Source organism: Streptomyces sp. CBMA291 (assembly GCF_014596525.1).
Taxonomy (GTDB): Bacteria; Actinomycetota; Actinomycetes; order Streptomycetales; family Streptomycetaceae; genus Streptomyces.
In genome coordinates this window covers 1-25,401 of record NZ_MSJP01000042.1, presented here as the reverse complement: position 1 = coordinate 25,401, position 25,401 = coordinate 1, and the positions used below count along the sequence as shown (strand labels likewise).

18 protein-coding genes, 1 pseudogene and 1 riboswitch are annotated in these 25,401 nt (G+C 72.7%); of the genes and pseudogenes, 9 read left to right on the top strand and 10 right to left on the bottom strand.

All coding sequences use genetic code 11. From position 1 onward, the window contains the following. Positions 1 to 347 precede the first annotated feature (347 nt). Both BU197_RS11845 and BU197_RS11840 read left to right on the top strand, forming a co-directional pair. Positions 348 to 1,511 (top strand): hypothetical protein, encoded by a 1,164-nt coding sequence (locus BU197_RS11845; protein WP_188268232.1) that lies wholly within the window; start codon positions 348 to 350, stop codon positions 1,509 to 1,511. Then, on the top strand, positions 1,508 to 2,179 hold the full coding sequence (locus BU197_RS11840) for a hypothetical protein (RefSeq protein ID WP_188268234.1): 672 nt from the start codon (positions 1,508 to 1,510) through the stop codon (positions 2,177 to 2,179). The genes BU197_RS11845 and BU197_RS11840 overlap by 4 nt, the downstream gene beginning before the upstream one ends. Before the next feature lie 138 nt (positions 2,180 to 2,317). Here the strand turns inward: BU197_RS11840 and BU197_RS11835 are convergent, their stop codons facing one another. Further along, positions 2,318 to 4,432, bottom strand: coding sequence for a tetratricopeptide repeat protein (locus tag BU197_RS11835; RefSeq protein WP_223183438.1), 2,115 nt, complete (start codon positions 4,430 to 4,432; stop codon positions 2,318 to 2,320). A gap of 211 nt (positions 4,433 to 4,643) precedes the next feature. Between BU197_RS11835 and BU197_RS11825 the strand changes: the two genes are divergently transcribed. Next, the gene (locus BU197_RS11825) at positions 4,644 to 8,051 is read left to right on the top strand and encodes an AfsR/SARP family transcriptional regulator (protein ID WP_317453384.1); all 3,408 of its coding nucleotides are present in this window, start codon (positions 4,644 to 4,646) and stop codon (positions 8,049 to 8,051) included. A gap of 439 nt (positions 8,052 to 8,490) precedes the next feature. Here the strand turns inward: BU197_RS11825 and BU197_RS11820 are convergent, their stop codons facing one another. The 4 genes from BU197_RS11820 to BU197_RS11805 all read right to left on the bottom strand — a co-directional run bounded on the left by BU197_RS11820 (position 8,491) and on the right by BU197_RS11805 (position 11,560). Further along, positions 8,491 to 9,114: a hypothetical protein gene (locus BU197_RS11820; protein WP_188268207.1), complete on the bottom strand. Its 624-nt coding sequence runs from the start codon at positions 9,112 to 9,114 to the stop codon at positions 8,491 to 8,493. Beyond that, complete coding sequence (locus tag BU197_RS11815) at positions 9,101 to 10,399, bottom strand: ABC transporter permease (RefSeq protein ID WP_188268206.1); 1,299 nt, start codon at positions 10,397 to 10,399, stop codon at positions 9,101 to 9,103. The genes BU197_RS11820 and BU197_RS11815 overlap by 14 nt, the downstream gene beginning before the upstream one ends. Continuing rightward, positions 10,393 to 11,169 (bottom strand): ATP-binding cassette domain-containing protein, encoded by a 777-nt coding sequence (locus BU197_RS11810; protein ID WP_188268205.1) that lies wholly within the window; start codon positions 11,167 to 11,169, stop codon positions 10,393 to 10,395. The genes BU197_RS11815 and BU197_RS11810 overlap by 7 nt, the downstream gene beginning before the upstream one ends. Before the next feature lie 64 nt (positions 11,170 to 11,233). Next, positions 11,234 to 11,560, bottom strand: coding sequence for a hypothetical protein (locus BU197_RS11805; protein ID WP_188268204.1), 327 nt, complete (start codon positions 11,558 to 11,560; stop codon positions 11,234 to 11,236). A 586-nt stretch (positions 11,561 to 12,146) separates the two neighbouring features. Here BU197_RS11805 and BU197_RS11800 point away from each other — a divergent pair. The 5 genes from BU197_RS11800 to BU197_RS11780 all read left to right on the top strand — a co-directional run bounded on the left by BU197_RS11800 (position 12,147) and on the right by BU197_RS11780 (position 16,965). Then, positions 12,147 to 14,735, top strand: a complete 2,589-nt coding sequence (locus BU197_RS11800) for an FG-GAP-like repeat-containing protein (RefSeq protein WP_188268203.1) — start codon at positions 12,147 to 12,149, stop codon at positions 14,733 to 14,735. Positions 14,736 to 14,884: 149 nt separating this feature from the next. Next, positions 14,885 to 15,355 carry a MarR family transcriptional regulator gene (locus BU197_RS11795; protein ID WP_188268202.1) on the top strand — a complete coding sequence of 157 codons (471 nt, stop codon included), beginning with the start codon at positions 14,885 to 14,887 and terminating at the stop codon, positions 15,353 to 15,355. A gap of 80 nt (positions 15,356 to 15,435) precedes the next feature. Then, entirely contained in the window at positions 15,436 to 15,846 is a 411-nt protein-coding gene (locus tag BU197_RS11790) for a VOC family protein (protein ID WP_188268201.1), read from the top strand. An 8-nt stretch (positions 15,847 to 15,854) separates the two neighbouring features. Further along, positions 15,855 to 16,313 carry a helix-turn-helix transcriptional regulator gene (locus tag BU197_RS11785; RefSeq protein WP_188268200.1) on the top strand — a complete coding sequence of 153 codons (459 nt, stop codon included), beginning with the start codon at positions 15,855 to 15,857 and terminating at the stop codon, positions 16,311 to 16,313. Between the two features lie 10 nt (positions 16,314 to 16,323). Continuing rightward, a complete protein-coding gene (locus tag BU197_RS11780; RefSeq protein WP_188268199.1) occupies positions 16,324 to 16,965 on the top strand; it encodes a glyoxalase in 642 nt (213 codons plus the stop codon). Positions 16,966 to 17,145: 180 nt separating this feature from the next. Here the strand turns inward: BU197_RS11780 and BU197_RS11775 are convergent, their stop codons facing one another. The 5 genes from BU197_RS11775 to cobN all read right to left on the bottom strand — a co-directional run bounded on the left by BU197_RS11775 (position 17,146) and on the right by cobN (position 23,916). After that, positions 17,146 to 17,505, bottom strand: coding sequence for a hypothetical protein (locus tag BU197_RS11775; protein ID WP_188268198.1), 360 nt, complete (start codon positions 17,503 to 17,505; stop codon positions 17,146 to 17,148). 140 nt (positions 17,506 to 17,645) lie between these two features. Then, entirely contained in the window at positions 17,646 to 18,002 is a 357-nt protein-coding gene (locus BU197_RS11770) for a GntR family transcriptional regulator (protein WP_188268197.1), read from the bottom strand. Positions 18,003 to 18,004: 2 nt separating this feature from the next. Continuing rightward, positions 18,005 to 18,964: a DUF1648 domain-containing protein gene (locus BU197_RS11765; protein ID WP_188268196.1), complete on the bottom strand. Its 960-nt coding sequence runs from the start codon at positions 18,962 to 18,964 to the stop codon at positions 18,005 to 18,007. A 152-nt stretch (positions 18,965 to 19,116) separates the two neighbouring features. After that, positions 19,117 to 19,986: an alpha/beta fold hydrolase gene (locus BU197_RS11760; protein WP_188268195.1), complete on the bottom strand. Its 870-nt coding sequence runs from the start codon at positions 19,984 to 19,986 to the stop codon at positions 19,117 to 19,119. Positions 19,987 to 20,250: 264 nt separating this feature from the next. Further along, positions 20,251 to 23,916, bottom strand: coding sequence for a cobaltochelatase subunit CobN (cobN, locus tag BU197_RS11755; RefSeq protein ID WP_188268194.1), 3,666 nt, complete (start codon positions 23,914 to 23,916; stop codon positions 20,251 to 20,253). Between the two features lie 38 nt (positions 23,917 to 23,954). Next, positions 23,955 to 24,094: riboswitch (cobalamin riboswitch) on the bottom strand. Between the two features lie 584 nt (positions 24,095 to 24,678). On the opposite strand from cobN, the pseudogene BU197_RS11750 reads away from it, so the two are divergent. Further along, positions 24,679 to 25,401: pseudogene (locus BU197_RS11750) on the top strand (cobalamin biosynthesis protein CobG); the annotation flags it as partial.

The following is a 25,401-nucleotide window of genomic DNA, read 5'->3' as shown; positions in this document are numbered from 1 at the left end:
AGCCCGTACCGTCGAGCCGCCCGGAGACCGGCACCTGGAGCCCGGCAGGGGTCTCCGCGTGCCCGGAACCCCGTCCGTACGCATCGCGCTCCGGGCGCCTGCTCCCCACCCGTACCGGTGTCACAGCCATGCCCTCGGCCGGTCGGAAACCCGCAAGGTTCCCTCAAGGCTTCGTCGAGCCTTCCGTCTCCCCCTACGGGAATTCCCTCGACAGAAGCATTTCCGGGCACTCAGAGAGAGGCCATCGGGGGGCCACCATGTCCGCGTTGAGTACGACCACTGCGAGCAGGTTCGAAGCCGCCGCCCCCAAGGAAGGCACTGCCGAGTCACGGCAGTGGCTGACCTTGGTGGGCCGCAAGAAGGTACTGGCGGTGATCCATACAGTGACGTACGGGAAACGACTGCTCGACGTTCTCTCCTTGCTGGAAGCCGACTTCCGGGTCCAGGTCTTCTTCACGGCGCCGCCGCACGACTTCGGTGACGGCGTGGCGGCCTTCCTGGCACGGCTGGGAAGCGTGGTGCTCCCCTGGGAGCAGGCGACCCACATGACCTTCGATCTCGCCCTCGCCGCGGGTCCGCGCGGCGTGGAGCACATCGACGCCCCGCTGATCACCCTTCCGCACGGGGCGAACTACCTGAAGAGAATCACCGAGGGGCCGCACGCGGGCGTCGCGGGGCTGCGCAGACAGGACCTCCTGCCCGGCGGGCGGCTTCCCGCCGCCGTGGGCGTGCCGCACCACGCCGATCTGAGCGAGCTGGCACGCAACTGCCCGGAGGCCCACCCGCTGGCCCATGTGATCGGCGACCCCGTACACGACCGGATCACCGCCAGCCTGCCGCTGCGCGCCGCGTACCGCCGCGCGCTCGGGCTCGGTCACGGGCGGAAACTCGTCGTCGCGGTCTCCACCTGGGGAGCCCACTCCGCCTTCGGCCGGTTCGACGCGCTGCTGCCCCGGCTGATCGGCGAACTGCCGCCGGACCGCTACCGTACGGCGCTGCTCGTCCACCCCAACGTATGGGCCGGCCACGGCGCCTACCAGGTCCGATCGTGGCTGGCGCACTGCGACCACCGGGGCATCGGAATCGTGCCGCCCGAGGCCGACTGGCGCAGCATCCTCATCGCGGCCGACTGGATCATCGGCGACCACGGCTCGGTCACCCTCTACGGAACGCTCACCGGCGCACCGATGCTGCTGGCCACCTCGCCCGAGCAGGAGATCAATCCCTCGTCGCCGGCCGCGGCCCTGGCCGCCCACGCCCCGGCGCTCTCCCCCACCCATCCCCTGGCCGACCAACTCGCCTACGCCGCCGAGGAGTACCGTCCCGAGGACTACGCCCCGATCCGGTCGCGCATCACCTCGGAGCCCGGCCGGTTCAACCGGAACATGCGCAGGCTGATGTACGACCTCCTGGGGATGGGCCAGCCCGCGCACGAACCCGTCACCCTCCCGCTGCCCGAACCGCCTCCGCCGGGCGCATGGGACCCGGCGCGCGGGGAGGCCTCGGCGTGAAGCGCTTCGTCGTGGTCGAGGCGGGCCTCTTCCCGAAAGTCCTGCGGGCCCGCTGCGCGGGCATGACGCTCAGCGTGCGGCTGAGCCCCGCAGAACGTCTCCCCTGCCCGCCGGTCGCGGCCCCGGGCCCTTCCGTCGCGGCTGGTCGCCCGTCGGACGTGGCCGCGGGCCCCGTCGTCACGCCCCTCGCCGTCAGCCCCTCTGTCCTCGTCGGCCCTTCCGTCGTCGACGAACACCTCGTGGTCGACGTGGACGCCTGCCGGAGCGGCTCCCTTCTGGAGTGCGCCGACGTGCTTCAGGGCAGCCGGGCCCATCCGGTCGCGCGCGCACTGCGCCGACTCTCCGACCTCACCGCCGCCCACCCGACGTGCGGTCTCGCCGCCGTGCCCCTCGCCGTGGACGGGGCCGGAGGCGCGAGCGGCTGGGCCCTCGCCCACGGCTCCGACCGGCCCGTGGTCCTCATCCCGCACTGGCCCCATCAGGCCCACGGGTTCCACCAGCACCATGGACCCGTCCGGCACCACTGGCCCCATTGGTCTTCGAGGCCCCAGCGGTCACGCCGGAGCCTCGAAGACCACACCCTGCTGCCGTCGTGCGTGCACGCCTGGCTGGTGGCGGGGCGCTCGCTGCGGGAGTGGCCACACGCCACCGTCGCACGGGCCGCCTGACCCGTACGACCGGAGTCTTCAACCGCGCCGCCCGAACCGTACGACCAGGGTCCTCGCCCGCGCCGCCCGAACCGTACGGCCGGAGTCCGACCCGCACGACTGGGCCCCTCGGGCCCGGTTACCCGTCTCAAGCCCTGTTCACCCACCCCCGTCGAGCCTGCGGGCATCGGCGGGGCTCGTGGTCTCGAAGAGGGTGCGGGCGCGGGCGCGGAATTCCGCCGCCCTCGTCCCGTCTCCCTGTTCCGTCGCGCTGTCGCTCAGCATCTCCAGCGTGCGGGCCTGCCAGAAGGCCGCTCCCGAGCCGGTGAAGACGGCCAGGGCCTCGTGCATCCTCGCCATGCCCGCCGCGTAGTCACCCGTGCGGACGACGGCGCGGCCCAGGAAGGCGAGGGCGCGGGCGGCGTCGTGGGGGTCGTCGACCTCGATCATCGTGGCGTGGGCCCGGGTGAAACAGTCGACGGCCTCGTCCGGGGTGCCGGCCGCGAGGGCGATCTCCCCGAGGGTGGTCCGGGCGAGGGCCGCGCCGCGCGGGTAGCCGCACTCCTCCCATACGGCGATGGCCTGGTTCAGGTGGGTCGCCGCCTCGGCGGGCCGTCCGGCCTCGCGGTGGCACGCGCCGATGCCGAGGAGCGCCTGCCCCTCGTCCCGCCGGTCTCCGGCAGCGCGCGCGGCCTGGAGGGACTGCCGGTACCAGTCGACGGCCTCGTCCGTCCGGCCCGCGGCTCCCAGGCCGATGGCGCCGGAGTTGAGCATCTGCCGTTCGGCTTCCCCGTTCCCGGCCTGCCGGGCGGCCTCCAGACCGATCGTGTGGGCCTGGATCCAGTCGCTGTAGTGGCGCAGGCGCAGGAAGAGGGGCCAGAGGGCGTCCACGAGCATCCAACTCGTGTCGTACCACCCCTTGTCGGAGGCGAGCCGTACGGCGTCGAGCAGCTGGGCGCGGTGGGTGTCGAGCCAGCCGAGTGCTCCGACGTCGTCCGCGAACGGCGGCGGGAGCACCGGCTCGTACCGGTAGCATCTCGGGAGGGTGAACTGCACCGGAGTCAGCCTCTTCTGCGCCTCCGTGGCCGTGTGCAGGCACCAGTCGCAGAAACGGCGCAGCGCCTCCTCGCGTACGGCGTCCGAGTCGTCCTCCATGGCACGTTCCTGCGCGTGGATCCGCAGCAGGTCGTGGAACCGGCAGGTCTCCGGGCCGACGTCCTCCACGAGGTTCGCCTCGACCAGCTCGTCGAGACGCCGTTCCGCCCACTCCAGCGACTCTCCGCAGGATGCCGCCGCGATCATCGCGTCGAAGTGGTGTACGGGAAGCAGGCCGAGCGTTCTGTACAGGCGTGCGGCCTCCGCGCTCAGTACCGCGTACGACGCGTCCAGGGCCTTGCGCACCGATGTCGCTCCCTCCACTTCGAGCGCGGCGAGTCGGCCGCCGCCCGTACCCCGCGCGAGGGCGTCCGCGAGCGCCCCCACCTTCTGTCTCGGCCGGGTCGCGAGCCGGGCCGACGCCAGGCAGACGGCGAGAGGGAGGCCCGCGCAGAGGTCCACCAGCCGGTGGACCGAGGGGAGTTCGACCTTGACGCGATCCGCGCCGATCCCCCTGGTCAGCAACTCGACTCCGGCGTCCCGGCCGAGCGCGTCGAGCTGGTGGAACCCCGCTCCCTGCATGCGGAGCCCGGTCAGTCTGCGGCGGCTGGTGACGACCACGAGCCCGTTCGGCCCGCCGAGCAGCAGCGGCCGTACCTGGGTGGCCGTGAACGAGTTGTCCAGCATGATCGCGATGCGCCGGTCGGCGGTGAGGGACCGCCACAGGGAGGCCAGTTCGACCGCGTCCGCAGGCGGTGGCCCGGCACCCAGGGCCCGCAGGAACTGGCCGAGGATCTCGGTGGGACCCACCGGTTCGTCCGAGGAGTGCCCCCGCAGGTCCGCGTACAACTGCCCGTCGGGGAACTCCTCGCTCAGCGAGCGGAGCCAGCGGGACACCAGGGTCGTCTTCCCTATTCCGGCGGGGCCGCTGACGACGATGAGCGACGATCCCGCCGCGCGCAGACCGTCGAGCGCGGCGAGGTCGTCCTTCCGGTCGGTGAAGTTCGCCGGTACGGGCAGCAGCTGGCGCGGAGACGCGGGACGCGCGGGGGCCGTCGGCGCCGGATGGACATGAATGCCGCCGTGCACCTCACGGGCCTGGACGGTGGGGCCGTACAGTCGCGCCTCGCCGCTGATCTCATTTCCGTGGGGCCCTTGCGAGGCCATGCTCGAAGTCATCTGTCCGCCTCGGAGATCGATTACCCATTTCCCGAACTCACCCGGCTTCTACCCAGGCTTATGGGAAGTCGACCATCGGTCGAACACCAGCCGGGACAGGATCTTGCCAAGCAGCCTCCCCGCTATGGAGAAATTCCTCGGGGGATGCGATGCTCGACGCCCATCCCACGGACCAGCGGGGGCGCGGGTGGAAATCCAGATTCTCGGACCGGTGGGGCTGCGCCTGAACGGGCTTTGGCTGGCACTCGGTTCGGACAAAGAACGGCTCTTATTAGCCGCACTCGCTCTTGACGCGGGGCGGCCCGTCGCCATCGACGAACTGATGGAAAGGCTGTGGGACGGCGATCCTCCCGCACGCGCTCGCGAGAACACGCACACCTACGTCTCACGTATCCGACGACGGCTGAAGGTCGCCGGTTCGGGTCCCGGAGTGCCCACCATCGACGGGAAGGCACACACCTACACCCTCTGGACCGGGGACGCCTCGGTGGACCGGCAGCGGTTCCGGCACTTCGTCGACGCGGCGTTCGCCGGCGAGGGTGACGCACATGTGGTGGACCTGCTCTCCCGGGCGGAGGATCTGTGGCAGGGCGAGGCGCTCGCGGGACTTCCCGGCTTCTGGGCGGCCACCGTGCGGAGCACGCTCGCCGAGTCCCGGCTGAGCGCCACCGCCTCGCGCATCGCCGCCGGGCTGCGGCTCGGCCGGTTCGCGGAGCAGGTCGGCGAACTCTCCGCGCTCGTCGCGCGGAACTCCGGTGACGAGACCCTGATCGGACAGCTGATGCTCGCGTACTACGGCAGCGGGCGCTACGGGGACGCTCTCCAGCTCCATCAGCGGGTCCGGCAGTCACTGATGGTGGAGTACGGAGCCGTTCCCGGGGCCGAGTTGGAGCTGATCCACCGGGGTGTACTGGACCGCGTACCGGCGCTTGAGCTGGCGCACGGGGGTGGCCCCGGGAGGGCGGGCGTCCGGGGCGGGAGGGCGGGCGAGGGCATCGGCCGGGGCGGGGGCTTCGGCCGGGGCGAGAGCGAAGGCCGGGGTGAAGGCGTCGGCCGGGGTGAAGGCGTCGGCCGGGGCAAGGGCGATGGGCTTCCGGCCCACCCTCCGTCGGCCCACCCGCCATCGCCCGCGCCAGCCGCCCCGGGCCCCCGGCTCTCACCGGCGTACCCGCCGGCGGTGTCCCCGGCGGCCCGGCACGCAGGGGGTGGGCAGGGGGTGCGGAGCCTGCCCCAGCAGCCGGTGCTCGTCGGACGGCGGGCCGAGTTGCGGGCGCTGACCTCGGCGGTCTCCGGAGCGGGGGCGCACGGGGGTGCGGTCGTCGCCGTGGAGGCGGTCAGCGGCATGGCGGGGGTCGGGAAGACGGCGCTGGCCGTCGCCAGTGCCCATCTGCTCGCGGAGCGGTATCCGGACGGGCAGCTGTACATCGATCTGTGCGGGCATTCGGCCGCGAAGGAGCCGTTGACCACGCGGGCGGCGCTCGCGTCGCTGCTGCGGACGCTCGGGGCGCCGGCCGCCTCCCTCCCCTCGGACCTCGAAGGTCTGACCACCTTGTGGCGGACCATGCTGGCGGGGCGCCGGATGGTCATCGTCCTGGACGACGCGGCCGGGCCCGAGCAGGTCGTCCCGCTGCTGCCCAGCGGTTCGCCCTCGTTGACGATCATCACGAGCCGCCGTCATCTGACCGGGATCCCGCAGGCGCTCTCGGTGCCGCTCGACGCGCTGCCGAAGGAGGACGCCGTGGCGCTCTTCCGCAGCTTCGCGGGGGAGGAACGCACCCGTGACACGGCGGAGACCGCGCGAATCGTGGGCTTATGCGGCTTTTTACCACTGGCTATAGAGCTCGTGGCGCACCGGTTCCGAGCCCGGACGTCCTGGACGCTGACCATCCTCGCGGAGCGGCTCGCCCGAAGTCCCGAGCGGCTGACGGAGATTCGCAGTGCGGACCAGAAGCAGGAGATGGCGCGGGCCTTCGATCTCTCCTACCGCACGCTGACCCCGGTGCAGCAGACCACGTTCCGCTTCCTCGGGCTGCATCCGGGGCCGGAGTTCACCGCCGACGCGGCCGCCGCCCTGCTGGGTCTCCCGCAGGACACGACGGAGCGATTACTTGAAGGGCTCCTCGCGTGTCACCTGCTCGGGGAGCCCGTACCGGACCGCTATCGCTACCACGACCTTCTGCGTGAATACGCCCATGGCCTGTCCATGGCGGAGGACGACGAGCGGGAGCGCCGTCAGGCGCTGGCCCGCCTCACGGATTTCTATGTCGCGACCGCCGTGCTCGCGGATCGCGTGGCGTTTCCCCGCCGGATACGCCCGGCCCCGGCGCTGCCGCTCCCGCCGGCCCTCCCGTCCTTCCCGGACTCCGTCGCCGCGCGGTCCTGGCTGGCCGCCGAGCGGGGCAGCCTGTTGGCCGTCGACGCCCTCGCCCGGCGGGACGGCGCCTCCGGGACGGCCGCCCGGCTCGCCGGCTGCCTGGTGGAGTTCCTCCAGTCGGAGTGCCACTGGCAGGACGCGCGGAAGCTCCTGCGACGGGCGATCGCGCACTGGGACCGCACGGATGGCGACAGGACAGCGCTCTGCCGCGCGCTGATCGACCTGTCGGCGGTGCACGCGAGCCTCGGGGAGTACGCGGAGGCGGCGGAAGCGGGAGAACGCGCGCTCGAACTCGCGCGGACGCTGGGCCAGGAGCCCGCCGAGGCGGAGGCGCTGCGCGTCCTCGGCATGCTGAACTGGCATCTCGGCGAGATGCGGAAGGCCCTGGTCCTGCTCCAGAAGGCCTATGCCATCAAAATGCTTTCGGGAGATGTCTGGGACAAGGCACGCAGCCGCAACAACATCGCGGTGACGATGCTGCACCTCGGGGAACGCAGCCAGGCGATGGGGCATTTCCGCGGGGCGCTCGCGGGCCTTCGCGAGGTGGGTGACGAAATCACCTCCGCCAAGACCCTCAACAATATCGGTGAATTGCAGATGCAGGCCGGAGAGGTGGCATCGGCTCGCCGCTCCTTCGAGGAATCCCTCTCCTTCCTTGAGGCGGGCGGAAGCCGATTCGACCGTGCGACGGTGCGGAGAAACCTGGCCGTGGCCCTCACGGAGTCGGGTGAATCAGAAGAAGCACTTGTCATGCTCGGGGCAACCCTTTCGGAGTTCCTGTCCCTGGACGACCGCAGGGGTGTGGCCGACACCCTGGTCGGCATGGGCGAGGCCCACTGGCGGCTCGGGAGGGCCGAGGACTCCACCCGGAGCCTCCTTGAGGCGCTGGAGATCGCGCAGGACATCGGGACGGCTCGCCACGAGGTCCAAGCCCTGCGCCGCCTCGGACGCGCGGACTTCGCCGAGGGCCACCTGACCCTCGCGACGGACCGCCTGCGCACCGCCGTGGCCGTCGCCGCCCGCATGGACGACCTCGAAGAGGGGATACCCGCCCGGACCCTCCTGGCGGAGGTGCGACTCGCGGCGGGTGACATGAATGAGGCGTGCATGACATTACGAGAGGCGCTGGAATTGGTTCGCGATCGAGAGCCAGCCGATGCGCGCAGAATCAGCAAACGACTCACCGAAATAGAACACCTGGCCGACGCGAAGATATACCCCCATTCCCCCCGCCATACCAATTAAGGGAGCATATCCAATAGGCATATGCGTACGATGCCACATCGCCCGTTCGATTCTGCTAATCTGCGCCCTCCAAGATCCAATATCGAACACGGAGGGACCATCCGCACGTGCTCAACTTTCCGGCAGCCACCGCCGCCTTTTGCTGGGTGAGCTGCATCATGTACCTGGGCAGCCCTTTCGCCGCGACCATGCTGTAAGCAGGCACTCGAACAACCCACGCCGGCAGGAGCCCTCGGCACGAGCGAGCACCCACTCGCGCCGAGGGATTCCCCACGATCCGCCGGGCCCGCCCCCTCCTCGCCCCGGCCCCGGACACCCCCTCCTGCTCCGTCCGCAACGCCACCGCCGTCCGCGTCCCCGTGGCCCACACGGCAGGGAGCAGGGGGCCCGAGGTCGCCGCCCGGGTGCGGACGGGCGAAAGGCCTGGTCAGGCCCAGGGTCACCGGGGGCGGTACCGGCAGCCGCCCCGCAGGAGGGCCAGGCGCCAGGGAGTGGCGGCGGTCGCGGTGGTTCCGGAGGTCAGGGCGGCGGTCGCCAGAAGCCAACTCGCCAGGTCCCCGGCCGGGTTCGCCGTCCAGTCCCACCAGCCGAGCGGGTACCAGATCAGGAGCAGGGCCGAGGCCAGCGGGAGCGCCCAGCCGAGTTGGGGACCGAGCAGTCTGAGGGAGACCAGGGCGAGGCCGAACCAGATCAGCAGGGATCGTACGAAGACGGCTCCCTGGTCCGGCCCTGCGGCGAAGGTCTCGGTGGCGAATGAGAGGAAGCAGGTCCACAGCGTCAGCGCGCCGCAGTACACGGTGCGGAGGCGGTACGCGGCCCGCGTTCCGGTCTGCTCGTGCGCCGCCATCGCCCCGCCGAGCGCGGCCGTCAGGAAGACCGCCGACAGGAGCGGGAGTTCATGACGGTAGGGGATGCCCGCGGCGAGGCTCGCGCTCCCGAGGGAGGGCAGCGCGATACGGGCGCCGCCGAAGAGCGCGGACAGGACGGCGACGACCGCCGTCCCGGCGAGAACCGGTACGGCCCGGTGGAGGCGCGCGTAGCGCAGCAGGTCACCGCCGTACATCGGTCTCGCACCAGTCGTCCTCGCGGATCCGGGCGCGTTCCCCCGCGACCCACCTCCGCTGCTCCTCGGGCCTCATCCGCGCCGCCTGGCCGGCCTCGCGCTGCGCGGTGGCGACGCCGGTGAGGTGGAGTCCCTCGTCCGCGACGGCCGGGTCCTCTCCCGTGGCCCGGTACTCCAGCCACATGTGGAGGTTGTCGATGGCCTGCCACGCCCGCTGCTCCGAGCGCGGGGGCCTGCACCAGCCGACAGAGGTGGTGAACACACGATCGGCCATCGCGAAGGCGGCGGTACGCACATGCCCTTCCGTGATGTCGAAGCCCCGGTCTCCCCACGACGTGCGAAGCAGCCCGAACTCACGGAATTCGTCCGGCACTTCGACCCAGGGTTCACCGGTCCCGCCGAGCCGCTGGGCCATTCCGGTGAGTTCCGGCAGGTACTTCCGGTGCTCGGGCCAGACGCAGACCCGGGGGGACTTCCCGTCCGCGCGGGCGCAGAGCGGTTCGACCGCCGAGGCGGGGCGCTCCTCGCGCAGTTCGCCCGCGTAAGGGGCGGCGGTGAGCGCCGCGACGGCGCCGATGGCCGCGAGGAGGGCGATTCCTCTGGTCCGCGCGGGGAGATTCCGACGGGGCGCCCGGCGCTCGGCCTTCCTCGTCAGCGGCGGTGCGGTGACCGCCAGTACGGCGAGGGCGAGGGCCACGGCCAGACGGACCGCCAGCGGCAGGAGGCGCAGGTGCACGTCCGGCGGCCCGGCGAGGACGTTGAACTTGAACGGCAGCGACAGCATGCTGATGAAGCAACCCATCGCACAGACGACAGGGGTGAATCCGGGCGAGGGCCACCAGCGGCCGGCCAGATGGCCCACCGAGGCGAACACGACGAGGGTCGAGGCGCCGAGGAGCAGATAGGACGGCCACAGGAAGCCGGGCCCCGCCTCGCCGAGGGAGACGGCCGCCGCCGTGAGGCACCCGATGCCGTACGCGAGGAATCCCAGGGTGAGGGTGGCGGCCAGCCTGGCGGCCTCGACGCGCCAGCCGGGGCGGGCGGCCGCGAGCAGGAACTCGGGCATGCCCGCCTGGGAGGCCCGCCCGGCCTGCCAGGCGGAGACCCCGGCGAGGAGCGGCCCCAGGAAGAGCGTGACGATCTGGGCCGCGACGCTCGCCTCCGGCCAGACCCCGATCCAGTACCGGGAGCGCCCGAAGAGGACGGCCAGATCCACGGCGATCATCAGGGGGAAGGCGGTGAGCAGCGGGGACCTGCGGACCTCGATGCGGTAGGTGCTCAGCATGCCGCCACTCCGGTCGGTCCGCCCTTGCTCAGCACGGTCATGTAGCCGCGTTCCAGCGGGCTGTCCCCCGGCGCGGTCGCCGTCGCCCGGTCCGCGAGTTCCTGCGGTGTCCCCCGGTGCACCACCCGGCCGTCGCCGAGTACGAGGACGGTGTCGCAGGCGGCACCCACGTCCTCCACGAGATGCGTGCTGAGGACGACCGCCGCGCCCGCTCCGGCGAGGGAGCGGATGAGCGCGCGGAAGTCGAGCCGCTGCGCGGGATCGAGGCCCACCGTGGGCTCGTCGAGCAGGAGCAGGGAAGGCGAGCCGACGATGGCGGCGGCGATCCCGGCGCGCCGGAGCATGCCGCCGGAGAGCGACTTCATGCGGTCGCGGGCCCTGTCGGCGAGTCCGACGGCGTCCAGCGCTTCCCTGGTCGCCGGCCCGGCCTTCCCGGCGGGGACCTCGCGCAGCCACGCGCAGTAGCGGACGAAGTCGGTGACGGAGAAGGACGGGTAGTAGCCGAAGTCCTGGGGCAGGTAGCCGATGCGGCGCCGGGCCTGCCGGACGTCCCGTTCACCGGTGACCGGCCGCCCGAAGAGTTCGAGGCCTCCGCTTCGCGGCGGCGCGATCGTGGCGAGCGTGCGGAAGAGCGTCGTCTTGCCCGCCCCATTGGGCCCCAGCAGTCCGGTGATGCCCGGCCGGATGGTCAGGTCGAGGCCCTCGATGACGCGTCGGCCGCCGTATCCCTGTGTGAGTGCCGTCAGCCTGGCGACAGGAGCAATGGTCATGGTGAATCCCCTGGAGTACGCGATGGGCCCGCCGCACCGACGGGCCCACCACCACATGTGCGGACTACTGGTACACCTTGGTGCTGTTGATCTTGAAGGTGCACTCGTAGGAGTCGTACTTGCCTACGTAGCCGTTGGAGAGCTTGGTGTAGTGCTGGGTGTCGAGCTCGTAGTTGCAGTCGTAGTTCGTGAACCAGCCCTTGTACCGGGAGGTATCCGCGTCGTAGCAGTACCCGTGGCCGGACGTCGAGTACCAGTATCCTCGGCAACCCGCCTGCCACGTGCTCTCGTTGTAGGCGCTGGAGAGCGGCGCGGTAAGACCGATGGCCGCAACCGCCATCGCCGCGACGACAGCGCCCTTCGCCGCCTTGGTGCCGGATATACGAGCCACAAAGAAACTCATTTCCCCCCCTGGGGTACGAAGTTGCCGCCCCTGCCGAGGCGTTGACGCCAATGCGTCTCCCTTCATCCAAGGTGAAGCAAAGATCCGCTCCCTTCACCCTCAAGCTGTGGACCGCCTTCAGATCAGTCCGCTTTGGGGGGATCCAGATACTTTCATGCGGCCGATTTCCACCGAGCCATCGCTCACTTCTTCGACAAACGTGAAGCTGCTCACCTTGCAGCCGTCAGAAAGACACGTCAATGTGTCAGATCGCCTGTCCACGCCTCCGTCCGTTTCCGGCTCGGCGCCACGGACCTCGATCGTCCGGCTTCGACAGGTCCTCCCGCCGAAACGGCGAGGACGGCCCCGCCGCCCGCACCCGGGCCCCTCCCCGGGCCTTCGCCATCCGGGCTGGTCAGGGCAGCGATAGGTTCAGGGGCTCGTGGAGATCGTCGACGGCCGGTGGCCGCGGGCCGATGCCCTTCGGCTCGCGAGCGCCGGTCGGCACGGCTTCTTCCGATGCCCTCTCAGCAGCCAGGAAAGGCAGTCCTCTTCCATGTCCCGTACCGCATCCGGCTCCCGTAGAGCGAGGGGCGTGGCGACCGCTCTCGTTCTCGGGCTCGCCGCCACCGGGCTCTCGCTGACGCACGCGAGTGCCGCCGAGACCGTCTATCCCACTTTCGCCGCCGCCTTCGACAACGCGGGCATCGCCACCGAGGCCGATCCGGGTGCGGCGGACCTCGACGGGGCGGGCAACAGCCTGTCCGCGAACACGCTCGACGCCGCCGGGTGGACCCAGGGGGCCCGCGTCACCATAGCGGGCACCACCTACACCCGGCCCGCCGTGGCCCCCGGCCAGCCCGACAACATCGTCGCCGACGGCCAGCGGGTCCCCGTCACCGGTTCCGGCAACGCCCTCGGCTTCCTGCTCACGGCGACCGGCGGTGCGGTGTCCGGCTCCGGCACCGTGCACTACGTCGACGGTACGAGCCTCCCGTACGAGCTGAAGGACGTCGGCGACTGGAAGGACGCCGGCAAGAAGGTCTCCGCCGCCCTCGTCCTCGGCCGGTCGGCGCGCGAGACCGCGCCCGTGCAGCTCTTCGCGGTCACCGTGCCCCTCGCCGCGGGCAAGGCGGTCTCCTCGGTCACGCTGCCCGCCGCCTCCGGCGCCAAGCGTCTGCACGTCTTCTCGATGGCCGTCCGCAGCACTCCCGCAGCGCCCAATGGGGCTTCCTGGACCGGCAGTTGGTCCACCGCCTACACCGACGCGCGGTCCACCGCCATGGGGGCCGCCGAGACGCTGCCCGCCTACCCTGACTGGTCGAACCAGACCATGCGGATGGTCGTCAATCCACACACCGGCGGCAGCACCATCCGGCTGCGGTTCGCCAACACCTTCTCCCCCGAGCCGGTGAAGCTGGGCCACGTCACGGTCGCGCGGCAGTCCGCCGGGGCGGCGGCCGTCGCGACGCCGGTCACCGCGACGTTCGGCGGCAGCCAGCAGGCCACCCTCCCGGCGGGCGGCGAGATCGTCAGCGACCCGCTGCCCCTGAGCGTCACAGCGGGCGGAAACCTGCTGGTCAGCTACCACCTGCCCGGCACGGTGAAGGTGGCTCCGCACCACGCGTACGCCCTGACCACCTCGTACACCACCGCCCGGCTCGCCGGGGACCAGAGCGCCGTCGCGGCGGGCGCCGGCTTCGTCAAGAAGCTCTTCTTCTGGAGCCTGGTCAGCGGCGTCGACGTCGCCACCCCCGGTACCCCGGGGACCGTCGTCGCCCTCGGCGACTCCCAGACCGACGGCGCCCACAGCGAGTCCGACCTCAACCGGCGCTGGCCCGACTACTACGCGGCCTTCCTGAACGCCAAGCCCGGCGCCCCCGGCGTCCTCAACGCGGGCATCAACGGGAACCGCCTCACCAAGGACGTGGACGGCGGAGCGGGGCCCAGCGCGCTCACCCGGCTCGACCGTGACGTGTTCGCGCAGCCGAACGTGCGCGAGGTCGTCCTCTACGAGGGCGTCAACGACCTCCTGTTCGAGAACCCCTCGGCCGCCACGGTCATGAAGACCATCCGGTCGATCGCCACCGAGGCCCGCGCCCGGGGCATCCGCGTCACCGTCGCCACCATCCCGGGCTTCTCCGGCTATACGGTGAAGCCGTTCGTGCCCTTCCGTGTCCTCGACTCGCTCCGGCAGGAGGTCAACGAGGAGATCCGGGCCGCGGCCAAGCCCGGTGCGAACGGCGCGCCCGCCCTCATCGACGACGTCGTCGACTTCGACCTCGCCACGAAGGACCTGGACGACCCGTACGCCATCAAGCCCTCGCTCGCGAGCGTCGACAAGCTGCACTTCACCAGTGCGGGCACGGAGCTGCTCGCCCGCACGCTGGCCGACCGGACCGTCCTCACCCCGCTCGCCATGGGCGAGACCACGGCCGCCGACTTCGACGGCGACGGCGCGTCCGACCTGATCGCCCGGCACGACGCCACCGGCACCCTGAAGATGTGGCGGGGGCGGGCGAACGGCACCTTCGAGCCGCCGGTGGACGTCCCCGGCGACTGGCGGTACCACTCCCAGATCGTCGCCGCCGACTTCGACGGCGACGGCAAGGCCGACATCCTCGCGAGTTACGAGGGGCCGCTGACCGGCGAAGGGAGCGTCAACCAGAAGTCGCTCCGGCTGTGGAAGAACAAGGGCGACGGGACCTTCTTCGCGCCCACGCACGTCACCGGGGGCTGGAACTTCACCCAGACCGCCGCCGCCGACTTCGACCGCGACGGCAAGGCCGACCTGATCGCCCGCGACGCCGACGGCAACCTGAAGATCTGGGCCGGACGCGGGAACGGCACCTTCGAGGCCCCCCGCCAGGTCACCGACGGCTGGAACTACACCCAGACGGTGGCCGCCGACTTCAACGGCGACGGCAAAGCCGACATCATCGCCCGCGACCCCGCCACCGGCAAGCTGAAGCTCTGGCTGCACGGCCCGAACGGCGACTTCGACCTCCCCGTCGACGTCACGGGAGGGTGGCTCTTCTCCCAGACCACCGCCGCCGCCGACATCGACGGCGACGGCATGGCCGACCTCCTCGCCCGGGACGACGCCGACGGCCGGCTGCGCGCCTGGTCGGGCAAGGGCACCGGCAAGTTCGCGGCGCCCCGGGACGTGACCTTGGGCTGGTGACCCGAGGAAGCCGGCCCGCGCGAAGCCCCTTAGGGAAGCTCCCTCGTGTGGCCCTGGACCGCCGGTCCGGGGCCACACGCTTGACCTCAAGTCCACTTGAGTTCCTACGGTGTTCCCACTCTGCCGACCAGGAAAAACGGAGGTTCGTCATGACGGTGACGCTCAAGGAGTACACGAGGGAAGCGCTGGCCGGGCAGCCCATAGGGGCCTGGGCCGGGATGGCTAGCCGGCTCGTCGTCGGGGGGCTCAGGGAGCAGTTGGCGGTGGAGGGGCTCGCCCAGCCGCACTGGTGGACGCTCAACCACGTCGCGGGCTCGCCCGGCGTCTGGACCCGGCCCGTCCTGACCGCACGGCTCGCCACCTGGGATTTCCTCGGGACCGATTTCGAGCGGGTCTACGACGAACTCGTGGCGCGCGGCTGGCTGACCGAGGACGCCGGCACCGGGGCGATGACGCTGACCGAGGAGGGCGAGGAGGGGCGCGTACGGGCACGGGACCGCAACGCGCGGGTCCACCGGCAGGCGCACGAGGGCGTCGGCACGGACGACTTCGTGACCACGATCAACGTCCTGCGGCGCATCGTCGCCAACATGGGCGGCGAGGGCGATCTGCCCGGCTGAGACGCAGGCAGGAGGAGGCGTCCCGGGACCCGTCAGGAATCGAGAAGCGGGGGCCGGACACCGCCACTAGCGTGAGGCGCATGGACATCACCATTCACACCACCGTGCTCCCCCACGAGGACCCGGACGCCTCCCTCGCCTTCTACCGGGACGTTCTCGGGTTCGAGGTGCGCGGCGACGTCGGGCAGGGGCGGACCCGATGGGTCACCGTCGGGCCCGCCGGGCAGCCCGGCACCTCGATCCTGCTCGCACCCGTCGGCGCCGACCCGGGTGTCACCGAGGCCGAGCGGAAGACCATCGCCGAGATGATGGCCAAGGGCACCTACGGGTGGATCCTTCTCGCCACCCCCGACCTCGACGCGCTCTTCGAGGAGCTTCAGGGCAAGGACGCCGAGGTCGTGCAGGAGCCCACGGACCAGCCGTACGGGGTGCGCGACTGCGCGTTCCGCGACCCGGCGGGGAACCTCGTCCGCTTCCAGGAAGTCCGCTGAGGCCCGCCGTGTGCCATCCCGCGTGGACGAGCGCACGGACCGAGGCGCAGCACTTGGCCGACCTGGCACGGCTGCGGCGCGTCAAGGACCGGATCGACCGCGAGTACGCGCGTCCGCTGGACGTCGAGGCCCTCGCCCGGGGCGCGCACATGTCGGCGGGCCACCTCAGCCGCCGGTTCCGGCAGGCGTACGGCGAGTCCCCGTACGCGTATCTCATGACGCGGCGGGTCGAGCGGGCGATGGCGCTGCTCCAGCGGGGTGAGCTGAGCGTCACCGAGGTCTGTTTCGCCGTCGGCTGCTCCTCGCTCGGCACGTTCAGCACCCGCTTCACCGAGCTGGTCGGCGTCCCGCCGAGCGTCTACCGGCGGCAGGTCGCCGACGGGGTGGCGGGGCTGCCGTCGTGCGTGGCGAAACAGGTCACCCGACCGGTCAGGATTCGAGAAGCAGCGGCGGGCGAGCAGGCCTAGCGTGAACGTCATGAACAGCAAAGACAGTGCGGCCGGCGGGAACGCGCTCGCGGCCGTCACCCTCGAAGTGGACGATCTCCCGGCCGCCGAACGCTTCCACGCCGAAGCCGGTCTCGCCCCCTGGGTCCGGCTGCGCGCCTCGACCGCGCCGACCTCCGGTTTCCGGGGTTTCGCGCTCTCGCTCACCGTCTCCCAGCCGGGTGACGTCCGGCTCCTCTTCGACGCCGCCGTCGACGCCGGGGCCACCCCGCTCAAGCCGGTGTCCAAGTCCTTCTGGGGGTACGGCGGCGTCTTCCGGGCCCCCGACGGGACCGCCTGGAAGATCGCGACCTCCGCGAAGAAGGACACCGGGCCCGTCACCGGGAAGGTCGACCGCTTCGTGGTCCTCCTCGGCGCCTCGGACGTCGCCGCGAGCAAGTCCTTCTACGTCGGGCACGGGCTGGCCGTCGCCAAGAGCTTCGGGCGCAAGTACGCCGATTTCGAGGCGGGTGGCGGCATCGCGCAGCTCGCCCTCTACGGGCGCCGGGCGCTCGCCAAGGACCTCGGCGTCCCCGCCGACGGCGAGGGCGCGCACCGGATCGCCCTCGGCGGCTCCTCGGGAGGCGCCTTCACCGACCCGGACGGATTCGCCTGGGAGCCCGCCGACGCCTGAACCGGGGCGGCGGGCACCGGTCGGGCGTGGGCGGGCGGGTCAGGGGGAGGAAGGGGAGGGCAGGAGAGGGGCTGGAGAGATCGGGCCGGTTACGGCCCGGTGGTCGGTACGGCCCGGTGGTCGGTACGGCTCGGTGGTCGGTACGGCTCGGTGGTCGGTACGGCTCGGTGGCCGTACGGCTCAGTGGTCCGAGTAGCGGAAGTCGCCCACCGTCCAGGCGCTGACGTCGGCGAGCGCGACCCGGTACATGCCGCCGGTTTCCGGGATGCCCACCGTCCCTTGGAGGATGCGGGCGAGATGGAAGTGGAGATGGGTCGGCGGCCCTTCCTTCAGCGTGGAGGTGCGGAAGATTCCGGAGAACTCTCCCAGGCGGTCCGAGTCCGTCAGGACTTCCGAGACCCGTTCTCTCCACAGCGCTTCCGGGGCGAGCCGGCCGGTGAGGACCGCTCCTCCCACGACCACCGTCAGGGACATCTGATTGCTCCGCCCGGACTCCACCGTGGCGGCGATGTCAACGAGCAGTTCGTCAGGCTTCGACATGAAAGCCGATTCTAGAGGCCCGCCCCCGTTTTGCCTCGGGTGGACGTCCCCGCTCTCCGTACGGCTTCGGAGCCCCGCAGGCAGGAGTGGCCGCCGCCGGGTGCGGCCGCTCCTCGCTCCGCGCGTCCGGCGCGGCGCCCTCATTCCAGGCTGGTCCGCGCCAGGTCCAGGAACTCGGTGTCCGTGAGGCCCAGTTCGCGGGCCTGGGCCGCCGCCTCGCGGAGGTGGGAGACCAGGCGGGCGCGGTCGGGGGCGGTGGCGCCGGGGACGATGACGGCTCCTCGGCCCCGGCGCAGCTCGATCAGGCCCTCCTCGCGGAGCCGCTGGTAGCCCCGGAGGACGGTGTGGACGTTGACGCCGAGGGAGTCGGCGAGGTCCCGGGCGGCCGGAAGGCGCTCGCCGGGCGCGGCGGAGCCGTCGGCGAGGGCGCCCCGGACGCAGGCGGCGATCTGGTCGCCGAGGGGGACGGCGGATGCGGGGTCGACACGGAAGAGCACGGTCAGACCTTTCCACGACGCTCGGCGAGCGTGTTGAGGAGGGCGGCGGCGGTGCCCGCGTCGGGCACGGTGACCGCGAACTCCCGGCCGCTGGTCCGCCGTACCACCAGGGCTTCGCCGGTCCGGACGATCACGCCCGTGCGGTGGGCCCTGACCCGGTAGCCCCAGCCGCCGTACTGGGCGAGGACGGTCTTCGTGTCGAGGTCGCGGACGTCCGCCCCGGCGACCTCTTCGAGCGGGATGCGGACGCGCGGCCGGGTGAAGAGCGAGGACCGCACGGTGAGCCCGTGCCGGTCGACGGTGACCAGGACCCGGGCGAGGGCAAGCCCCGTCACTCCGACGACGAGCCCGAGCAGGGCGAACAGGGCGCCGGGCCAGGGGGCGAGGAGCAGGACGGCGGGGGTCGCGGCCAGGGAGAGCACCGCGAGGACGGTCAGCGGCCGGGAGGCGGCGGAGTGCGACCAGCGCGCGACCTCCCCGGCGCCGAGCGGGAGCCGGGGCCCGTCGGCTGCGGCGCGCGGGACGGCCCGCTCGTCGCGGGGGACGAGGCGGGTCAGGGCCCAGCCGAGGAGCCCGAGGGCCACGGCGGCGGCGAACACGAGCAGCAGACCGGCGGGGGAGGACTCCACCCGGGCCGGGTCGACGGCGTCCAGGTTGTCCCGTACGAGAAGGAGGAGCAGCGCGCCGGTGAAACCGGCCGTGGCCCAGGCGCCCCAGAGGGAGCCCCGGCGGGCCAGGGCCGTCCAGGTCGCGCCGAGCACGACGAGGAGGACGGTGCCGCCGATCGCGAAGGCGGTCCGGCCGGTGAAGCCGTCGGGGCGCCCGCCGTCCGGGCCGAAGTGGGTGGCGAGGGTCTCGGGGAGCCGGTCCCAGCGGAGGGCGAGGAACAGCAGGTACGTGGCGACGGTGAGCACGAAGGGCAGCGCGGTGAGCACACGGAGCCGGAGCGTGGAGCGGGTCATGGAACCTCCCTTGTTCGCACCAGGATAGAACAAGTTGTTCGTACTTTGCTAGAACAAGTCGAAGTCATCGGGGCGAGGGAGGCCGAGCCGCCTCGGAAGACGCCGGCGCGGCGCCGGTCGGAAGACCGCCGCCGCGCCGGGAACCCGACCCGCTACTCCCCCGCGAGCACCCCCCGCAGCGTCTCCGCGAACTCCGCCGGAACGCCCTGCTGGCCGTACTCGCCGCCCAGGAATCCGGCCCGGTGGCCGGGGAAGACCACCGGCGGGGTGCCGAGCCCCTCGGCGACGGCGACCGCCGCCCGCGCCGCGAACATCCCCTCGGACTCCCGGCCCCGCGCGAGGACGATCCGGGTCGGCGCGGAGCGCAGGGCGGCGAAGTCGGGCCGATAGGAGGTGCAGCCCAGCAGGTTCCGGCCGAACAGCGGATCGTCGCGCGTGCCGTCGTCCTCGGTGGACAGCCCGAACGCGGCCGGATCGGGCGCGGGCTCCTCGGCCCACTCCTCGGGGAACGGTCCTTCGCGGCCGGTCAGCACGATGAACTTGGCCATCGCCGGGCCCCAGCCGTCCCTCAGATAGGTGGTGTGGACGTCCGCGCACAGGCCGAGCACCGCCTCCCGGTCCGGCAGGACGGCGGCGGTCGGCGGCTCGTGCGCGACGAGGGTGTGGACGAGTTCACCCCGCGCGGCGACGAGGGCGAGCGCGTTGACGGCGCCGCCGCTGCTCGCGAAGACGTCCACGGGCCCGGCGCCGAGCGCCTCGATCAGCCGGGCCAGATCGTCGGCGTGCTCCTCGGGCAGGATCGCCGCCGCCCCGTCCGCGCAGGTGCTGCGCCCGATCCCGCGCGGGTCGTACGTGACGACCGTACGGTCCCCGAAGTGGGAGGCGAGCGTGGTGAACCCGGTCGCGTCCAGATGGGAGCTGATCAGCAGCAGCGGACGCGGGTCCGCCCCGGAGCCGGGGCGGACGTCGTAGCGCAGGACCGCGCCGACGGTCTCCAGGATCCGGGTGCCGGTCTCGGCCATGGTGTCCTCCTCGGTGACGAGCCAGTCGAGGAGGTTGACCGGGTCGCTACGAGAAAGTCATCGGGGACGGCTCGGCGAAGTCGTCGGCGCGTCGTCGGGGACGTCATCAGCCGGGACCGAAGCCCGCACGGGGCGGGCCGGAGACGAACGGGGAGGCGCACAGATCACCGCCGCGCGCCCCCGCCCCGCGCCCCCTCCCGGGTCCTCCTCCGGCTCCTCCGGCTCCTCCGGCTCCTCCGGCTCCTCCGGCTCCTCCAACTCGTTTTACTCGTCCTCCGAGGACCCCTCCAGATCCCCCTCCGTCTCCAGGAACACCTGCCGCAGCGCGGCCAGCGTCTCCGGGTCCGGCTTCTCCCACATGCCGCGCGACTCGGCTTCGAGGAGGCGTTCCGCGATGCCGTGCAGGGCCCAGGGGTTGGCCTCCTTCAGGAACTCCTGGTTCGCCGGGTCGAGGACGTACTCCTGGGCCAGCTTGTCGTACATCCAGTCGGCGACCACGCCCGTCGTGGCGTCGTAGCCGAAGAGGTAGTCGACGGTCGCCGCCAGCTCGAACGCGCCCTTGTAGCCGTGGCGGCGCATCGCCTCGATCCAGCGCGGGTTGACCACCCGCGCCCGGAACACCCGGGAGGTCTCCTCCACGAGCGTGCGGGTGCGGACGGTCTCCGGGCGGGTCGAGTCGCCGATGTACGCCTCCGGGGCCGTGCCCCGCAGCGCACGGACGGTCGCCACCATGCCGCCGTGGTACTGGAAGTAGTCGTCGGAGTCGGCGATGTCGTGCTCGCGGGTGTCCGTGTTCTTCGCCGCCACCGCGATCCGCTTGTACGCGGTCTCCATCTCGGCCCGCGCCGGGCGCCCTTCGAGCCCGCGCCCGTACGCGTACCCGCCCCACACCGTGTACACCTCGGCGAGGTCCGCGTCCGTACGCCAGTCCCGGGAGTCGATCAGCTGGAGGATGCCCGCGCCGTACGTGCCGGGGCGGGAGCCGAAGATACGGGTGGTGGCGCGCCGTTCGTCGCCGTGCTCGGCGAGGTCGGCCTGCGCGTGCGCCCGTACGTAGTTGTCCTCGGCCGACTCCTCCGCGAGCCCCGCCACCAGCCGTACGGCATCGTCGAGAAGCCCGATGACGTGCGGGAACGCGTCCCGGAAGAAGCCGGAGATGCGGAGCGTGACATCGACACGGGGGCGGCCCAGCTCGGCGAGCGGGACCGGTTCGAGGCCGTTGACCCGGCGGGAGGCCTCGTCCCACAGCGGGCGGACGCCGAGCAGCGCCAGCGCCTCGGCGACGTCGTCGCCCGCCGTGCGCATCGCGCTCGTCCCCCACAGGGAGAGGCCCACCGAGGTCGGCCAGGAGCCGTTGTCCGTGCGGTAGCGCTCCAGGAGGGAGTCGGCGAGCGCCTGCCCGGTCTCCCAGGCGAGCCGGGACGGCACGGCCTTCGGGTCGACCGAGTAGAAGTTCCGGCCGGTCGGCAGGACGTTGACCAGGCCCCGCAGCGGCGAACCCGAGGGGCCCGCCGGGACGAAACCGCCGTTCAGGGCGTGCACCGCGTGGGCGAGTTCGTCGGTGGTGGCCGCCAGCCTCGGCACGACCTGCTCGCAGGCGAACCGCAGCACCGCCGCCACCTGCGGACCGTGCTCCTCGGGGACCGCATCCACCGACCAGCCGGCCGCCTCCATCGCCTCGACCAGCTCGCGCGCCTTCGCCTCCGCCTCGTCGGCGGTCGTCCGGGTCGCCGCCGACTCGTCGAGCCCCAGCGCCTCCCGCAGACCGGGCAGCGCCTGCGTGCCGCCCCAGATCTGCCGGGCCCGCAGGATCGACAGGACCAGATTGACCCGCGCCGCGCCCTCCGGCGCGCCGCCGAGGACATGCAGACCGTCCCGGATCTGGGCGTCCTTGACCTCGCACAGCCAGCCGTCGACGTGCAGCAGGAAGTCGTCGAAGCCGTCGTCCCCCGGCCGCTCCTCCATGCCCAGGTCGTGGTCGAGCCGGGCCGCCTGGATCAGCGTCCAGATCTGGGCGCGGATCGCGGGCAGCTTCGCCGGGTCCATCGAGGAGATCTGCGCGTACTCGTCGAGCAGCTGCTCAAGGCGGGCGATGTCGCCGTACGAGTCGGCGCGGGCCATCGGCGGCACGAGGTGGTCGACGAGCGTGGCGTGCGCGCGCCGCTTGGCCTGGGTGCCCTCGCCCGGGTCGTTGACGAGGAACGGGTAGACCAGCGGCAGATCGCCGAGGGCCGCGTCGGGGCCGCAGGCGGCGGAGAGACCGGCGTTCTTGCCGGGCAGCCACTCCAGGTTGCCGTGCTTGCCCAGGTGGACCATGGCGTCGGCGCCGAAACCGCCGTCCTCGGCGCGGGCGGCGATCCAGCGGTACGCGGCCAGGTAGTGGTGCGAGGGCGGCAGGTCGGGGTCGTGGTAGATCGCGATCGGGTTCTCGCCGAAACCGCGCGGCGGCTGGATGAGGACCAGCAGGTTCCCGCGCCGCAGGGCCGCGAGGACGATGTCGCCCTCCGGGTTGCGGGAGCGGTCCAGGAACATCTCGCCCGGCGGCGGGCCCCAGTGCTCCTCCACCCGCTCGCGCAGCTCCGCCGGAAGCTCCCCGTACCAGCGCCGGTAGTCGGCGGCGGGGATGCGGACCGGGTTCTTCGCCAACTGCTCCTCGGTCAGCCAGTCCTGGTCGTGGCCGCCCGCCTCGATCAGGGCGTAGATCAGCTCGTCGCCCTCGCCGGAGACCACCCCGGGGATGTCCTCGGCGGGCCCGAAGTCGTACCCCTCGGCGATCAGCCGGCGCAGCAGCGCCACGGCGGAGGCGGGCGTGTCCAGACCGACCGCGTTGCCGATGCGGGAGTGCTTCGTCGGATACGCGGAGAGGACGAGCGCCAGCCGCTTCCCGGCGTTCGGCAGGTGCCGGAGGCGGGCGTGCCGCACCGCGATCCCGGCGACCCGGGCCGCCCGCTCGGCGTCGGCGACGTACGCGGGCAGCCCGTCCTCGTCGATCTCCTTGAAGGAGAACGGGACGGTGATCAGCCGCCCGTCGAACTCGGGCACCGCGACCTGACTGGCCGCGTCGAGCGGGGAGAGCCCCTCGTCGTTCTCCTCCCACGCCTGCCGGGAACCCGTCAGACACAGGGCCTGGAGGACCGGCACGTCGAGCGCGGCGAGCGCGCCCGCGTCCCAGGCCTCCTCGTCGCCGCCCGCCTGCGCCTCGGCGGGCCGGGTGCCGCCCGCCGCGAGGACGGTGGTGACGATCGCGTCGGCGGTACGGAGCCGGTCGAGCAGCTCCGGCTCGGGGGCCCGCAGGGACGCCACGTACAGCGGCAGCGCCTGCCCGCCCGCGTCCTCGACCGCCGCGCACAGGGCGTCGACGAAACCGGTGTTCCCGCTCATGTGGTGGGCGCGGTAGTAGAGCACCGCGATCGTGGGGCCCTCGGCGCTCCGCGCGGTGCGCTCCAGCGGGCCCCAGGTGGGGGCGGCGGCCGGCGCCTCGAAACCGTGGCCGGTGAGCAGCACGGTGTCGGAGAGGAACCGGGCCAGCTGCTCCAGGTTGGCGGGCCCGCCGTGGGCGAGGTAGGCGTGGGCCTCGGTGGCGACGCCGACGGGGACGGTGGAGGCCTCCATCAGCTGCGCGTCGGGAGCCTGCTCGCCGCTCAGGACGACCACCGGCTTCCCGGCGGCCCACACCGCCTCAAGCCCCTCGGGCCAGGACCGGAGCCCGCCGAGGAGCCGGACGACGACCAGGTCGACGCCGTCGAGGAGACCGGCGAGACCGTCGGACCCACCGGACCCACCGGAAGCACCGGAAGCACCGGACCCACCGGACCCACCGGAAGCACCGAGGGAGAGCCGGGAGGGATTGGCGAAGCGGTACTCCACCGGCCCCCCGGCCGCACGGGCACTGAGCAGGTCGGTGTCGGAGTGCGACAGCAGCAGGAGCATGGCTACGCAGGCCTTCCTCGGGGTTGTCCGCGCCCCGGGTGGTCGTATGGACGGCGGGAGTTCCTGACTCACCGCCCCCGAGGACACCCCCGGAACCGGCTCACAGTGGCGGGACCGCGCCGGATTCACACCGGGCTTCCTCCCCGGGGTCCTGGGACCCCATGCCGTTTGCATAGTAGATCGTGGGGGGTGGGAACGGGGGTGGGGTGGGGGTACCGCCTCCGCACGGGGGCGCGTTCCGGCCCCGCTCCCGGACTCCGCGCCGCACCTCTGCGCCCCGCTCCCGAACTCCGCGCCGCACCTCGGCACCCCGACCCCGGACCCCGCGCCGCACCCCGGCACCCCGCTCCCGGGCCCCACCCCGCACCCCGGCACCCCGTTCCCGGACTCCGCGCCGCACCTCGGCACCCCGACCCCGGACCCCGCGCCGCACCTCGGCATCCCGTTCCCGGACCCCGGCGCCCTGCTCACCCGGCCCCCGCCCCGCACCCCGGCACCCCGACCCCGGACCCCGCCCCGCACCCCGGCACCCCGCTCCCGGACCCCGGCGCCCTGCTCACCCGGCCCCCACCCCGCACCCCGGCACCCCGACCCCGGACTCCGCCCCGCACCCCGGCACCCCGCTCCCCCGGCCCCCGCCCCGCACCCCGGCGCCCCGCTCCCGCACCCCGGCGCCCCCGCTCTCCCCGCCCCGCCCGGTCCGAGGGCGAGGGTGAGGGCGAGGGTGGGCTCACCCCCGGGATCCGTCCCGTAGCCGTCTGTATGCTCGCCGCCATGCCGCCCACCCCGCTCCCGCCGTCCGAGCCGGGCGCGAGCCGTGCCCGGGACCGTGGTGACGCGTGCCCCGGGGCGCTGCGCCTGCACTCCGCCGACGACGGGCGTCTCGCCCGACTGCGCCTGCCCGCAGGACGCCTGACGCCACCTCAGATCGAGACGCTCGCCCACGCCGCCGAGACCCTCGGCGACGGGCGGGTCAGCATCACCTCGCGGGGGAACGCTGAGCTGCGCGGCCTCGGCGAGGAGTGCGGGGCCGCGCTGGCCGCGCTCCTGTCCGGGGCCGGTCTGCTGCCCTCCCCCACCCATGAACGCGTCCGCAACATCGTCGCCTCGCCCGGCGCGGGGCTCGACGGACTCGGCCGTGCCGACACGCAGTTGTGGGCCCGCGCACTCGACGCCGCCCTGTGCGCCGAGCCCCGGGCGGCGGCCCTCTCCGGCCGGTTCCTGTTCCTCCTGGACGACGGGCGCGGCGACGTCGCCGGGCTCGGCGGCGATGTGAGCTTGATCGCAGAAGGCGACGGCCGGGCCCTGCTGCTCCTCGGCGAGCAGGCGTTCCGGATCGGCACCGACGACGCCGTCCCGGCGGCCCTCGCCGCCGCCCTCGCGTTCCTCGACGCGGCCGGGGCCGCCGGAACCGGGGCCTGGCGTCCGCGCGAGCTGCCCGCCGGGCACGCCCCGGACGCGGCCGGGGCCCTCGCGGGGGCCGGG

Coding starts and splice junctions, on each gene's coding strand:
- BU197_RS11835 (WP_223183438.1), bottom strand. CDS start 4,432: ATGACTTCGAGCATGGCCTCGCAAGGGCCCCACGGAAATGAGATCAGC.
- BU197_RS11820 (WP_188268207.1), bottom strand. CDS start 9,114: ATGTACGGCGGTGACCTGCTGCGCTACGCGCGCCTCCACCGGGCCGTA.
- BU197_RS11815 (WP_188268206.1), bottom strand. CDS start 10,399: ATGCTGAGCACCTACCGCATCGAGGTCCGCAGGTCCCCGCTGCTCACC.
- BU197_RS11810 (WP_188268205.1), bottom strand. CDS start 11,169: ATGACCATTGCTCCTGTCGCCAGGCTGACGGCACTCACACAGGGATAC.
- BU197_RS11795 (WP_188268202.1), top strand. CDS start 14,885: ATGACGGTGACGCTCAAGGAGTACACGAGGGAAGCGCTGGCCGGGCAG.
- BU197_RS11790 (WP_188268201.1), top strand. CDS start 15,436: ATGGACATCACCATTCACACCACCGTGCTCCCCCACGAGGACCCGGAC.
- BU197_RS11780 (WP_188268199.1), top strand. CDS start 16,324: ATGAACAGCAAAGACAGTGCGGCCGGCGGGAACGCGCTCGCGGCCGTC.
- BU197_RS11775 (WP_188268198.1), bottom strand. CDS start 17,505: ATGTCGAAGCCTGACGAACTGCTCGTTGACATCGCCGCCACGGTGGAG.
- BU197_RS11765 (WP_188268196.1), bottom strand. CDS start 18,964: ATGACCCGCTCCACGCTCCGGCTCCGTGTGCTCACCGCGCTGCCCTTC.
- BU197_RS11760 (WP_188268195.1), bottom strand. CDS start 19,986: ATGGCCGAGACCGGCACCCGGATCCTGGAGACCGTCGGCGCGGTCCTG.
- cobN (WP_188268194.1), bottom strand. CDS start 23,916: ATGCTCCTGCTGCTGTCGCACTCCGACACCGACCTGCTCAGTGCCCGT.